Source organism: Sphingomonas sp., from assembly GCF_035998645.1.
Lineage (GTDB): Bacteria > Pseudomonadota > Alphaproteobacteria > Sphingomonadales > Sphingomonadaceae > Sphingomonas.
On sequence record NZ_DASYHL010000004.1, the window covers coordinates 242781 to 256705 of the forward strand.

The following is a 13925-nucleotide window of genomic DNA, read 5'->3' on the forward strand; positions in this document are numbered from 1 at the left end:
CACGCTTTTCAGGAAACTACCGAGTCGCAGCGGTGGCACAGCGCGCCATCGGCTTCAACCTCCGGAAGCAGACGCCAGCAGCGGCCGCACTTCTTGTGCTCGGTCCGCGTCACCGCGACGCCGTCGTCCGATCCATGATGGACATCGGCGACGATGAACACCTCGGCCAGCTCTGCCGCAGGGCGCAGCAGGTTCGGCACCGTCACCTCGGCCTCAAGGCTCGAGCGAATCACCTTCTCCCGCCGCAACGGCTCGATCGCCTCGGTCACCGCCACACGCTGGCGCCGGATATCCTCCCACTCGGTCGAGACGGCGTCGTCGCCGGGCAGTGCGGGCAGTTCGGGCCATTCCAGGAAATGGACCGACCCGTCCTCGGACGGGAAACGCGCCTGCCACACTTCCTCGGCCGTGAAGGCGAGGATCGGCGCGGCATAACGGACCAGTGCGTGGAACAGCGTGTCGAGCACCGTGCGATACGCGCGCCGCTTCGGGCTGTCCGCCGCGTCGCAGTAGAGGCAATCCTTGCGGATATCGAAGAAGAAGGCCGACAGGTCCTCATTCATGAAGTCCGACAGCGCGCGGGCGTAGCGGTTGAACTCGTAAGCCTCCGCCGCCGCCTTCAGCTCGACATCGAGCATGCCGAGCTTGTGGAGGATATAGAGCTCCAGCTCCGGCATCTTCTCGACCGCGACCTTCTCGGCATCGGCAAAGCCATCGAGCGCGCCGAGCAGATAGCGGAAGGTGTTGCGGATCTTGCGATACGCATCGCCCGTGCCGCCCAGCACTTCCTTGCCGATGCGGACATCGTCGAAATAATCGGTCTGCGCGACCCACAAGCGCAGGATATCCGCGCCGCTCTCGCCGATGATCTTGAGCGGGTCGACGACATTGCCGAGCGACTTCGACATCTTGCGGCCCTGCCCGTCGAGCGCGAAACCGTGCGTCAGCACCGCGTCATAGGGCGCGCGCCCGCGCGTCCCCGCGCTCTCCAGCAGCGACGACTGGAACCAGCCGCGATGCTGGTCCGACCCTTCGAGATACAAATTGGCGCGCACGCCCTCGCCATAGCGCGCCTCGACCACGAAGCTGTGGGTCGAACCTGAGTCGAACCACACGTCGAGGATGTCGTTGACCACCTCATAATCGGCGAGGGCATAGTCCGGCCCAAGCAGCGCCTGATGGTCCGCCCCGAACCACGCGTCCGCGCCCCCGGCACGGAAGGCGTCGAGGATGCGGGCGTTGACGCCTTCGTCGCGCAGATAATCGCCGCTCTGGCGGTGGACATAGAGCGGGATCGGCACGCCCCAGGCGCGCTGGCGGCTGATCACCCAGTCCGGGCGACCTTCGACCATCGACCGGATGCGGTTCTGGCCGCGTTCTGGCACCCAGCGCGTCCGCTCGATCGCATCGAGCGCGAGGTTGCGCAGGGTCGGGGCGTTGGACGGATTGACGACCGGCCCGAACCCCGCAGGCGCGGCAAAGCCGGGCAGTTCGGCCGCGACATCCCTTCCCGTCGCCCCGGCGGAGGCCGGGGCCTCCAGAGGCTCATCCCCCGCGCTTGTCGCAGCGGCCCCGGTCTGCGCCGGGACGACGGATGAGCGGCTCCCATCCATCGGAATGAACCACTGCGGCGTCGCGCGGAAGATGATCTTCGCCTTCGACCGCCAGCTATGCGGATAGCTGTGCGCGAAATCGTCCGATGCGGCGAGCAGCGCGCCCGCTTCGCGCAAATCGGTGCAGATCGGCCCGTCGGCTGCGACGAACTTCTTGTTGATCACCGATCCCTGACCGCCCAGCCACGCCCAATCGGCGCGGTACATGCCCGCGCCATCGACCGCGAACACTGGTTCGATGCCATGCGCCTTGCACAGCAGGAAATCGTCCTCGCCATGATCGGGCGCCATATGGACGAGGCCGGTACCGGCGTCGGTGGTGACGAACTCGCCCGGCAGGAACGGGCGCGGCTTGGCGAAGAAACCGCCGAGTGCGTGCATCGGGTGGCGGGCGGTGGCGCCGGCGAGGTCGGAGCCTTTGATATGTTGAACGTTTTCGGTGGCTGCGAGATCACCGCCGTCCCAATCGAAGCTACGCGCCTCCAAATTGGTCGCCGCCAGCCGTTTCAGGAACGTCTCAACCAGTTCCTCGGCAACTAGCCAGAGCTTCCCGCCGATGCGTACGACCGCATAGTCAACCTCCGGCCCATAAGCCAAAGCCTGGTTCACCGGGATCGTCCACGGCGTGGTCGTCCAGATCACCGCCTGCGCGCCGACCAGTTCCGGCGCATTCGGCGCATCGACAATCTCGAACGCGACGTCGATCTGCGTCGACATCACGTCTTCATATTCGACCTCGGCCTCGGCCAGCGCGGTCTTTTCGACCGGGGACCACATCACCGGCTTGGCGCCGCGATAGAGCTGACCCGACTCTGCGAACTTCAGCAACTCGCCCGCGATGGTCGCCTCGGCGTCGAACTTCATGGTCAGATAGGGATCTTCCCAATCGCCCATCACGCCGAGCCGCTCGAACTGCCCGCGCTGCACCGCGACCCATTTCTCGGCATAGGCGCGGCATTCGGCGCGGAACTCCGCCGCCGGCACCTCGTCCTTGTTCAGCTTCTTGGCGCGATACGCTTCCTCGATCTTCCACTCGATCGGCAGGCCGTGACAGTCCCAGCCGGGGACATAGGGCGCGTCCTTGCCCATTAACGACTGGCTGCGGACGATGATGTCCTTGAGGATCTTGTTCATCGCATGGCCCATGTGAATGTCGCCATTCGCATAAGGCGGGCCGTCATGCAGGATGAAGCGCTCCCGCCCGGCGCGCTGCTCGCGCAGCCGGTGATACAGGCCAAGCTTGGCCCAGCGGGCGAGGATTTCCGGCTCCTTGGCGGCAAGGCCGGCCTTCATCGGAAAATCGGTCTTCGGCAGGAAGACAGTGTCGCGCCAGTCGCGTGCGGGTTCGTTGGTGTCGGTCATGGGTCTGCGCCGATTAGAGGAAAGCGATGGTGGCGGAAAGAGCGTTCCCCTCCCGCTTGCGGGAGGGGCTAGGGGAGGGCCTGTCGCGCGACTGCAAGCGAACCGTTGCGGGGACATGCCCTCCCCCGACCCCTCCCGCAAGCGGGAGGGGAGTCAGGTAATTCGCAGCGCTTCGCGTGCCGCGTCGCAATCGCGCGCAATCTGCGCCTTCAGCGTGTCGAGATCGTCGTACTTCGCCTCGTCACGCAGAAAGTCGATCAGCTGGACCTCGACGCTCTGGCCGTAGAGATCGCCCGAAAAGTCGAAGAAATAGGGTTCGAGCAGCTCGACCGGTGGATCGATCGTCGGGCGGATGCCGAGATTGGCGACGCCGTCGAGCACCCGGCCATCCGCCAGCCGCCCGCGCACCGCATAAATCCCGTAACGCGGGCGCAGATAGGCGCCGAGCCGGATATTGGCGGTGGGATAGCCCAGCTCGCGTCCCAGCTTCGCGCCACCCTCGACCACGCCTTCGATCGCGAAGGGACGGGTGAGCAAGGCGGCGGCCTCACGCGGCCGGCCCTGGCGCAGCGCGTTGCGGATGCGGCTGGACGAGACGACCTCACCCTCCGCTGCGACCGGCGCCACGGTATCGACGCTGAACCCCAGCTCCGCGCCGAGTTCCGCCAGCACCCCAACATTGCCGTCGCGCCCCTTGCCAAAGGTAAAGTCCGCGCCGGTAACGACGCCACCCGCGCCGATCAGGTCGCACAGCCGCTGTTGCGCGAACGCACGCGCTGACAGGCTGGCCAGCGTGCCGTCGAACTGGAACACCAGCATCGCGTCCGCGCCTGCTGCGGCGAACAGCGCCTGACGCTGGTCGAGCGTGGTCAGGCGAAAGGGCGGGGTGTCGGGCCGGAAATGCCGCACCGGATGCGGGTCGAACGTCGCGACGATGACCGGACGCCCTTCATCGCGCGCGCGCGCCACGGCGCGGCCCACCACCGCCTGGTGGCCGCGGTGAAAGCCATCGAAATTCCCCAGCGCAACGATTCCGCCGCGCAAATGCCCGGGGACCGCAGCCGCTCCGTCCAGCCGCTCCATCGGCGCGGCTATAGTGCGAAGGGCGAACGGTGCAAATTTCAAATCCTCCCCGGAACGGGGAGGGGGACCGGCGAAGCCGGTGGAGGGGGCCCGAGGCAGCCGAGTCGGTTCGAGGTGGGCCCCCTCCGTCAGCGCTGCGCGCTGCCACCTCCCCGTGCCGGGGAGGATTTAGTTGGCCGGCGCAATCCCCGCGCGCAGCACCCGCAGCACATTGCCGCCCATAACCTTGCCGATCTCCTCGGGCGTAAACCCGCGATCGACCAAAGCCTGTGTCACATAAACCAGCTGCGCCGCATCGAACCCGGTCGTCACCGCGCCGTCGAAATCCGACCCCAGCCCGACATGGTCGATCCCCACCAGATCGCGGACATGCGCGATCGCCGCCGCGACCTTTTCCGGCTCGGTGCCACAGATCGCCGCGTCCCAGTATCCGATCCCGACCACGCCGCCGGTCTTCGCCACGCCGCGAATTTCGGCGTCGGACAGGTTGCGGTTGACCTTGCACACCGCCTGCACCCCGCCATGGCTGGACACGACTGGGCGCCTGGCGATCTTGAGTACCTCGGCGACGGTCGCGTGGTTCGAATGGGCGATGTCGACGATCATGCCGAGCTGTTCCATCCGCGCGATCGTCTGGCGGCCGAGCGGGGTCAGCCCGCCCTTTTTCTCGCCATGCATCGACCCGGCGATCTCATTATCGAAGAAGTGCACCAGCCCCGCCATGCGGAACCCCGCCGCGTGGAGCCGGTCGATGTTGGCGAGCTTGCCCTCCATATTCTGCAGCCCCTCGATCGACAGCAGCCCGCCGACCGCCTTCTGCCCCGCCGCCCGCGCCGCGAGCAGCGCGTCGAGTTCGCCGGGCGAGCGGATCACGTGCAGCCGCCCGTCCGACCGCGCGGCGGCACGCTCCAGTTTCTGCGCGTGATAGAGCGAGCGTTCCAGCAGCGAGGTCCAGGTGCGCGGCGGCTGCAACTGCGCCACCGCCAGCAGCGTGATGTTGTCGGTCTCGGCGCTGTTGGCGTCGTAATTCTGCCCCTTCGGCGTCTTGGTGACCGAAGAAAACACCTGCAGCGCGACATTGCCCTCAATCAGCCGGGGCAGGTCGACATGGCCGCGGTCCGCCCGCTCGAGCAGGTCGCGTTTCCACAGCAACGTGTCCTCATGCAGGTCTGCGATCTGCAGCGTCGCGTGGAGTTTGCGGGTCGAGTCGGTGACGGTGGGGAGTTTGGTCGCGGCCACATTGTTCATGCCGCGCTCGATCATGCCGGGGGCGAGGATCAGGAAGGCGGCGCCCGCCACCGCGATCAGCGCGAGCGCGCCCCACAGCCATTTTTTCACGACATTGTCCCCAGCTCGTCATGCCGGACCTGTTCCGGCATCCACCGTGCCGCGCATCCGATCGCTTGGGGTTTTGCGGCACCGTGGACGCCGGCACAAGGCCGGGGCGACAATCAGGGACGCCGGTCCAGCGTGACGAAGCTGTACGCCGGGCGCTCGCCGTCGGCGGCGTGATCCTCGCGCGCCACCTCCCGCCACTCCGCACCGAACCCCGGCACCACCGAGTCGCCCTGGGGCGATACATGCACCTCGGTCAGCTCGATCCGCTCCGCCAGCGGCAGGAACAGCGCGAAAATCTCCGCCCCGCCGATGATCGCGACATCACCTTCGCCCGCCAAAGCCAGCGCCTCATCAACCGAATGGACCACCTCCGCCCCTACCGACTGCCACTGCGGGTCGCGGGTCAGCACGATATGGCGGCGGCCGGGCAGGGGGCTGGGAAAGCTCTCGAACGTCTTGCGCCCCATCACCATCGGCTTGCCCATCGTCTGCGCCTTGAAGCGCTTCAAATCGGCAGGCAGCCGCCAGGGCAGGTCGCCATCGACCCCGATGACGCCATTCTCCGCACGCGCGAGGTGAAAGGTGATCCCCATCAATTCCTCCCCTGCGCAGCAGGGGAGGGGGACCATGCGAAGCATGGTGGAGGGGCGGCTGCGTAGACAGCCGTGAACAGCTCGGCAAAATTCCGCCCTCTGCGGGGCGGCCCCTCCGTCAGCGCTGCGCGCTGCCACCTCCCCCGTTGGGGGAGGAATTGCTCCCGCTTCAAACCGCCACCTCAGCCTTGATGTGCGGCTGCGCGACATAGTCGTGCAGCGCGAAATCTTCGAACTCGTAAGCGTCGATCGACGGCCGGCGGCGCAGGATTTCGAGCCGGGGCAGCGGACCGGGCGCGCGGGCGAGCTGCAATTCGGCTTGCTCGACATGGTTGGAGTAAAGGTGGCAGTCGCCCCCGGTCCAGATGAATTCGCCGACCTCCAGGTCGCATTGCTGCGCCAGCATATGGGTCAGCAGCGCATAGCTCGCGATGTTGAACGGCACGCCCAGAAAGATGTCGGCGCTGCGCTGATACAGCTGCAGCGACAGCTTGCCGTTGGCGACATGGCATTGGAACAAGCAATGGCACGGTGCCAGCGCCATCGCGTGCAATTCGCCCGGATTCCACGCCGACACGATCATGCGACGCGAGGCCGGGCTGGTCTTGAGCGTCTCGATCAGCTCCTGAATCTGGTCGATATGGCGGCCATCCGGCGCCTCCCAGTCACGCCATTGCTTGCCATAGACCGGGCCGAGATCGCCCGCCTCATTCGCCCATTCGTTCCAGATGCTCACCCGGCGATCCTGCAGCCACTTCACATTGGTGTCGCCGCGCAGGAACCACAGCAATTCGATGAAGATCGACCGGATGTGCAGCTTCTTGGTGGTCAGCAGTGGGAAGCCCTCGCTGAGGTCAAAGCGCATCTGGTGGCCGAACACGCTGCGCGTGCCGACGCCGGTCCGGTCGTTCTGCACCGCGCCATCGCGCAGCGCGCGTTCCATCAGGTCGAGATATTGCCGCATGCGGCGAGCCTAGCCGAGCGTCCCGAAGCCGCCAAGCGCGGTCGCACCATTTTGGTGTTAAGTCTCACCATCGCGGATCGAGTTGCGCTCGACCCGGCAGCGGCGGCGCGCGACGCTCTGCCCATGGCTGGCGCGTCGTCCGTTATCTCCCCGGAACTCCCCCCCGACGCGCTGGCCAGCCGGCTTGCTGCGGACATCGCCGATGAGCATCGCGAGGTCGCTACCTTCGCCTTTTGCGATTCGCGCGGGACGGTGCTCGGCACGCGGCGAATCCTGTCGCCCTGCGCCCTCTCCGTACAGCTGCCACTGCGCCGGATCGTCGCCGACGCGGTGTTGCTCGACGCCGTGCGCGTGGTGATGGCGCACAATCACCCGCTGGGCGAGGCCTGGCCCAGCCGCGCCGACCGCGACGTCACCGCGCGCCTCGCCCGCGCGCTCGCGGCGGTGGATACGCGGCTGGTCGATCATGTCGTGGTGGGACGCGACCGTGCGACGTGGAGCTTCCGCGCGGCGGGGCTGCTTTGAATTTGGTTCAGCTGCGCTGAACGCGGCACCGGCCCGTTCCCCCACCCGGCCACCCATAGAATACACTGTCGTTGGGTGGCCGGGTGGGGGAACGGGCCGGTGCCGCAAACAAAAAAGCCCCTATTCGTCGCCCATCGGCTTGCCGCTCGCCTTCGCGCTCGGGCGGTTGGGGCAGGCGCGGATCGCGGCGGGGTCGGGGCGCGGTCCGTCGGCCTTGAACATCGCCAGATAGCCGCCAGCCGATGGCATGTCGCGAATCGCGACCTGCGTATAGCCGACCGCCGCGAACTCGCATTTCAGCAGCGCGCGGGGCGTGCCGTGATTCTCGGTCGCGCGATCCGCATCGACCACCACCACCAGCCCGTCGCGGCGCAGCGACGGGCGCATCCGCCACAGGAATTCATAGGGCGATTCGATCTCGTGATACATGTGCACCATGAACACGCGGTCGAAGCTGTTGTCGGGCAGCTTCGGATCTTCCGGCTCGCCCAGCCGCACGCTGACATTGTCGAGCCGGTCGCGCGCCACACGTTGCGCCAGCGCGTCGCGGACCTCGGGAACGATGTCCTGCGCCAGCACCCGGCCCTTGGCACCGACCCGCGCGGCGAGGCGGACGGTGTAATAGCCTTCGCCTGCGCCGATATCCGCAACCGTCGTGCCGGGGCGGATCTCAGCGAGGTTCATCACCGTATCGGCTTCGTTCAGCCGGTCGCGCGCTTCTTCGGTGGACCAGCGCGACGACACGATCGGTGCGACCGGGCGGTCGGCGGCGGGGAACGCCAGTTCTTCGCTCGGTTCCGGCTCGGGGCGCGGGCGCGTCTCGTCACACCCGGCGATCAACAGCGCCGGGGTCAGGAACAACGCAGCGCCGGCCAGTCTCAATCGACGTCCTCCACCTCGACCGTTTCGCCGGTCACGCGCTGTGATAGCGCAGCTGCCATGAACGGGTCGAGAGCCCCGTCGAGCACATCCGACGGCGCGGTGGACGTGACCCCCGTGCGCAGATCCTTCACCAGCTGATAGGGCTGGAGGACATAGCTGCGGATCTGGTGGCCCCAGCCGATTTCGGTCTTTGCCGAATAGGTGCCGAGTGCCGCCTCTTCGCGCTTGGCGAGTTCAGCCTCGTACATGCGCGCCTTCAGCATCCCCATCGCGGTCGCGCGGTTCTTGTGCTGCGACCGGTCCTGCTGGCTGGCGACGATGATGCCGCTGGGCACGTGGGTGATGCGCACCGCCGAATCGGTGGTGTTGACGTGCTGCCCGCCCGCGCCGGACGCGCGATAGGTGTCGATCTTCAGGTCGCTCTCGTTGATCTCGATCTCGATCGAATCGTCGATCACCGGATAGACCCACACCGACGAGAAGCTGGTGTGCCGCCGCGCCGAGCTGTCATAGGGCGAGATGCGCACCAGCCGGTGCACGCCGCTTTCGGTCTTGGCATAGCCATAGGCGTTCTCGCCCTTGATTAGCAACGTCGCCGACTTGATGCCCGCCTGTTCGCCGGCGTGATAATCGACCAGCTCGACCTTGAACCCATGACGTTCGGCCCAGCGCGAATACATGCGCTGGAGCATTTCGGCCCAATCCTGGCTCTCGGTGCCGCCTGCGCCCGAATGCACTTCGAGATAGGTGTCGTTGGCGTCCGCTTCGCCCGACAGCAGCGCCTTGACCTTGTCCTGCTCGGCGCGTTCGGCGAGCGCGGCGAGGCCCTGCGTGCCCTCGACCGCCATCTCCTCATCGCCCTCGGCCTCAGCCATCTCGATCAGCTCGGCGGTTTCGGCCAGTTCGCGCTCGATCGCGCGGGTCGCGGTGATCGATTCGTCGAGACGACGACGCTCGCGCATCACCTCCTGCGCCTCGCGGGGCTTGTCCCACAGGGTCGGGTCCTCGACGCGCGCATTCAGCTCGTCGAGCCGGCGCAGCGCCTTGTCCCAGTCGATGAAGCGGCGCAGCAGTGCGAGCGCGGCGTTGATCTTGTCGGCATATGCCTGCGCTTCGGCGCGCATCGGGAAACCTTTCAAATAACCTTCGTCGCCCCGGCACAGACCGGGGCCAAACTCTACTCGTCGCCCCGGCGAAGGCCGGGGCCGCCACATGGCATCGGCCGAACGTCCCAACGAACCCCCGAAGACCCGCGTGCCACCCGCCGTTCGCCTGACGCTGGCGATCCCGGCCTGCGCCGGGATACGGCCCGCGCTGACGCGGCCCAAGGGTCCGCGCCAGCGCGGGCCTAGTAGATTCCACCCTCGCGTTGCAAGAAGTCGCTATCGCGCTGCTCGCGCTGCACGGCTTTCTTCTTCACCTCGGCCTTGGGCGCCTCCTCGTCGCGGCGGCTGCGGCGGCGCGGTTCGCTTTCGGGCTTGAACGCTTCCCAGATCACCGCGCCCTTGGGGTCGGTGCCCGGCCAGGCGCCGAACACGCGTTTGCCGGTGGTGCGGTCGATGCGGACCATGCGGACGCCGGCAGGGGCGGTGAAGGGCAGGACATCCTCCTTCTCCAGCGCCCTTTGCGCGAACGCCTTGAAGATCGGCGCGGCGATCGTGCCGCCCTGGGCATAGCCGCCCAGATTCACAGGCGTGTCATAGCCCATATACATGCCGGCGATCATCTGCGGCGTGCCGCCGATGAACCACACGTCGCGCGGGCCGGACGAGGTGCCGGTCTTGCCCATGATCGGACGGTTCAGGTCGCGCAGGACCGTGGCGGTGCCGCGCTGGATCACGCCTTCGGTGATGTGGACCATCTGATACGCGCTCATCGCGTGGAGCACCTGACGCGCGCGGTTGACCGGGCGCGGCATCGGCTTGCCATCCCAATTGGGCATGTTGCAGCGGTCGCACGGACGCCAGTTTTCGGGCCACACCACCTTGCCATGGCGGTTCTGGACGAAGTCGATCAGCGTCGGATTGAGCGCGCGGCCGTGATTGACCAGAATGGAGTAGGCGTTGACCATCCGCATCACTGTCGTCTCGCCAGCGCCCAGCGCATAGGACAGATAGGGCGGATATTTCTGCTGGCTGACGCCCATTCGCTGCATCAGGTCGACGACCTTGTCCATGCCGGTCTGGTTCGCCGCCTGCACGGTCATCAGGTTGCGCGACTGTTCGATGCCCCAGCGCATCGTGCGCGGTCCAGCGCCGCGGGTATTGCCGAAGTTGCGGAAGCATTTCTCGCCCAGCGCCGCACCCTGCCACACGCAGAACGGGCCATCGACGATGATCGAGGCCGGGGTCATCCCGCTTTCGAGCGCGGCGGCATAGACGATCGGCTTGATCGTCGAACCCGGCTGGCGCTGCGCCTGAGTCGCGCGGTTGAACGCCTGAACCGTCGCGTCGAACCCGCCCTGCATTGCCAGGATGCGGCCCGATCGCGGGTCTTCGACCACCATGCCGCCCGAAATCTTGGGGATCGAGCGCAGGGCGAACCCGCTGCCCTCGGGCGCGACCGCGATAATGTCGCCCGGCTTCAGTGCAGCGAAGGCGGTGCCGCCCTTGCCCCGCACCGGCGTCTGCGCCGCGCCGCGCGGCAACACGCCGGTCGTGCCGTTGCCAAAGCCGATCTCGGCGCTGCCCGCGCTCTTGGAAATGACGATCGCCGCGCGCCAATCCTCGTAGTCGAGGTCGATATTCTCGTTGAGCAGGGCGCTGCGCCAGCCATCGCCCTCGAACGACTTTTCACGCATCGGTCCGGCCCAGCCGCGCCCGCGATCATAGCGGATCAGACCGTCACGCAGTGCTTTCTGCGCTGCCTTTTGCAGCTCCGGGTCGAACGAGGTGCGGACCCACAGCCCGCCAGCATAGACGCTATACGGTCCCGCTTCCTCATTCTCGCCGAACTTGTCGATCAACTGGCGGCGCACTTCCTCGATGAAATAGCCGCCGAGCGGGTCCGACTTGGGCGTCTTGCGCGGGACCGCGCCCAGCGGTGCGGCGATGGCGGCGCTATGCTGTGCCGCATCGATATAGCCGTTTTCGAGCATCTGCCCGAGCACCCAGTTGCGCCGCTCGATCGCGCGCTTCTCGTGCCGCTCGGGCATATAGTTGCTCGGCCCCTTGGGCAGGATCGCGAGATAGGCGAATTGCGGGACGGTCAGTTCGCCGACGCTTTTGTCGAAATAGGCATTGGCCGCCGCCTCGACCCCGAACGCATTCCGGCCAAGCGCGATCTGGTTGAGGTAGAGTTCGAGAATCTGTTCCTTGGACAGCGAATTCTCGATGCGGAATGCCAGGATCGCCTCGCGCGCCTTGCGGACATAGCTGACCTCGTTGGTCAGCAGCAGGTTCTTGGCGACCTGCTGCGTGATCGTCGACGTCCCGCGCGGCGTCTCGCCGCTGGTCAGCCCCTGCCACGCCGCGCGCACCAGTCCCGGATAATCGACACCGCTATGCTGGAAAAACGTCTTGTCCTCGGCAGAGAGGAACGCGCCGACCATCAGCTTGGGATATTCCTCGAACGACAGTTCGACGCGGCGGTCGCGGGCATAGCTACGCAGCGGCGTTCCATCGCCGGCACGGATATTGGTCGGCAGCGGCGGCTCATAGCTGCGCAATTTGTCGACCGAAGGCAGGTCGCGCAGGAACAGCGCCCACAGCGCGATCGTGCCAAGGCCCGCAAGCAGTGCGAGCCAGGCCAGCACCTTGAACCACCATTTGCGACGGATTCGCGCGAAGCGATCGCCAGCGTCCTCACGCGTGAATTTGAGCACGAAATTGGGTTGGGTCTGGTCCGCCATTGCGCGCGGGGTTTAGCAGGATATCGCCGCCTTGCCAGCGGGGGATGCGACGGGGTGAGGGGGCGGCGGAGCATGAATAGGAAAATCCTCCCCCGCCAGGGGGAGGTGGCGCCGAAGGCGACGGAGGGGGAGGACGGCTTCGCACTTGAGCCTCTTGCCCCTGTGCTTCCGCCCCCTCCGTCAGCTGCGCTGACCCCCCCCCTGGCGGGGGAGGAATTGCTTCACCGCGCCGCCATCCGCGTGGCGAAGTGGATCGCTACCGCGCGGTCGACGCTTTGCGCCACGCGCTTGCGCCCGTCTTGCGTCTTGAGCAGCGCGACGTCGCCGGCGTTAGAGATATAGCCCGCCTCGAACAGGATCGACGGCATGTCCGGCGCCTTGAGCACCAGCAGCGACGCCATGCGGTGCGGGTTGTCCTTGACCGGGATCAGCCCCTGCGCCTCGCGGCCCAGCAGCCGGGCGAACGCCGCGGACGCGTTCATCGTCTCGCGCTGGGTCAGGTCGATCAGGATCGACGAGACGTCACGATTCTGCCCGGCCAGATCGATCCCGGCAATCACGTCCGACTTGTTCTCGCGCGCCGCCAGCCGTGCCGCTTCCTTGTCGGACGCGACTTCAGACAGGGTGTAGACGGTTGCGCCACTCGCCCCGGTGTGCAGCGCAGCGTCGCAATGCACTGAGATGAACAGCGCCGCGCCCAAGGTCCGCGCAATCTCGAACCGGTCGCGGTGCAGCAGATAGCGGTCGTCCTCACGGGTCAGCGCGACCCGCACCCGGCCCGACGAAACCAGTTCGTCGCGGATCGCCTTGGCGATCTTGAGCGCCAGTTCCTTTTCCTGAATGCCGTCAGCCGAGATCGCGCCCGGATCGTGACCGCCATGGCCGGGATCGATCACCACCAGCGGGCGATCATCGTCCGCACCATAGATGCGCGGCATCGCGAACGGCATCGGCTTGGGCGGCACCGGCACCGACACGCTATAGCTGTGCCGGCTGGATGCGCGCACGAAGCTGAATGGCGGGAGGAAGCTCAGCCGCCCTTCCGCTGCGGCGCGGGCGAAACGCGCTTCGTCCACGGTGCGCAGCTCGAGTGTCAGCGTCGACCCGTCGGCGCCGAATTTTCCTTCGGTGACGATCGCCGGACGCGCCAGGTCGAACACGACGCGCGCACCATCGCCCTGCGCGGCCTGCCGCACTGAAGCGACCGGGCCACGATTAAGGTCGGGTGCCGCACCGGGGCGCGCACCCATAAGGTCCAACGCGATCCGGTTCGGACCCGCAAGGACGAAGCTACTGGCGCCGGCGACCCGTTCGTCGAACCGGATCACGATCCGGTTCGACTGCACGTCGATGGCACGTATGGTCCCAGCCCAACTCGGCGCGCCGTTTAAAAAGCCGGCGAGGAGGGCAAGGAAAAAAGACACCCGGGCGATATGCCGCGCCGGGCTGGGGGGGGTCCAGCCCAAAAGCATGCACGTGTACTCACAAAATAAAGTCTCCCTGACGCGACCGGGATAATCACCGGCACCTTCCGGCACGGTGAAGCCATGCGGTTAATTTGCGATTCGGCATTTATTTGCCGGCAAGCGGCAATGCGTTGCCGGGGCGCGGGCCGTATTTGCGGTACGCACGCGAAATGTTGCCGCGCGGCCACACCGATGCTAGGCATCGTGCCGACCGAGCCCAACTCTGGGTCATTCGGTATCCATCGCCGG

At 66.7% G+C, this 13925-nt stretch carries 10 protein-coding genes; 1 reads left to right on the plus strand and 9 read right to left on the minus strand.

Features of this window, described 5'->3' with window-relative positions; genetic code table 11:
• Positions 1 to 8: 8 nt before the first annotated feature.
• From VGN66_RS10665 to VGN66_RS10685, 5 genes are all read right to left on the minus strand, one after another.
• Complete coding sequence (locus VGN66_RS10665) at positions 9 to 2975, minus strand: isoleucine--tRNA ligase (protein ID WP_327518793.1); 2967 nt, start codon at positions 2973 to 2975, stop codon at positions 9 to 11.
• A gap of 153 nt (positions 2976 to 3128) precedes the next feature.
• Positions 3129 to 4058, minus strand: a complete 930-nt coding sequence (locus tag VGN66_RS10670) for a bifunctional riboflavin kinase/FAD synthetase (RefSeq protein ID WP_327518794.1) — start codon at positions 4056 to 4058, stop codon at positions 3129 to 3131.
• A gap of 168 nt (positions 4059 to 4226) precedes the next feature.
• Positions 4227 to 5396, minus strand: coding sequence for a dipeptidase (locus VGN66_RS10675; RefSeq protein ID WP_327518795.1), 1170 nt, complete (start codon positions 5394 to 5396; stop codon positions 4227 to 4229).
• A 113-nt stretch (positions 5397 to 5509) separates the two neighbouring features.
• A complete protein-coding gene (locus tag VGN66_RS10680; protein ID WP_327518796.1) occupies positions 5510 to 5989 on the minus strand; it encodes a dihydrofolate reductase in 480 nt (159 codons plus the stop codon).
• Positions 5990 to 6158: 169 nt separating this feature from the next.
• On the minus strand, positions 6159 to 6953 hold the full coding sequence (locus tag VGN66_RS10685) for a thymidylate synthase (protein ID WP_327518797.1): 795 nt from the start codon (positions 6951 to 6953) through the stop codon (positions 6159 to 6161).
• Between VGN66_RS10685 and VGN66_RS10690 the strand changes: the two genes are divergently transcribed.
• Positions 6945 to 7478 (plus strand): JAB domain-containing protein, encoded by a 534-nt coding sequence (locus tag VGN66_RS10690; RefSeq protein ID WP_327518798.1) that lies wholly within the window; start codon positions 6945 to 6947, stop codon positions 7476 to 7478. The genes VGN66_RS10685 and VGN66_RS10690 overlap by 9 nt on opposite strands.
• A gap of 120 nt (positions 7479 to 7598) precedes the next feature.
• On the opposite strand, the gene VGN66_RS10695 is transcribed toward VGN66_RS10690, so the two are convergent.
• The 4 genes from VGN66_RS10695 to VGN66_RS10710 form a co-directional block, all read right to left on the minus strand.
• The gene (locus VGN66_RS10695) at positions 7599 to 8360 is read right to left on the minus strand and encodes a class I SAM-dependent methyltransferase (RefSeq protein ID WP_327518799.1); all 762 of its coding nucleotides are present in this window, start codon (positions 8358 to 8360) and stop codon (positions 7599 to 7601) included.
• Complete coding sequence (gene prfB, locus VGN66_RS10700; RefSeq protein ID WP_224921014.1) at positions 8357 to 9484, minus strand: peptide chain release factor 2; 1128 nt, start codon at positions 9482 to 9484, stop codon at positions 8357 to 8359. The genes VGN66_RS10695 and prfB overlap by 4 nt, the downstream gene beginning before the upstream one ends.
• A gap of 224 nt (positions 9485 to 9708) precedes the next feature.
• A complete protein-coding gene (locus VGN66_RS10705; protein ID WP_327518801.1) occupies positions 9709 to 12210 on the minus strand; it encodes a penicillin-binding protein 1A in 2502 nt (833 codons plus the stop codon).
• A gap of 221 nt (positions 12211 to 12431) precedes the next feature.
• Complete coding sequence (locus tag VGN66_RS10710) at positions 12432 to 13634, minus strand: N-acetylmuramoyl-L-alanine amidase (protein ID WP_327518802.1); 1203 nt, start codon at positions 13632 to 13634, stop codon at positions 12432 to 12434.
• Between the last annotated feature and the right edge of the window lie 291 nt (positions 13635 to 13925).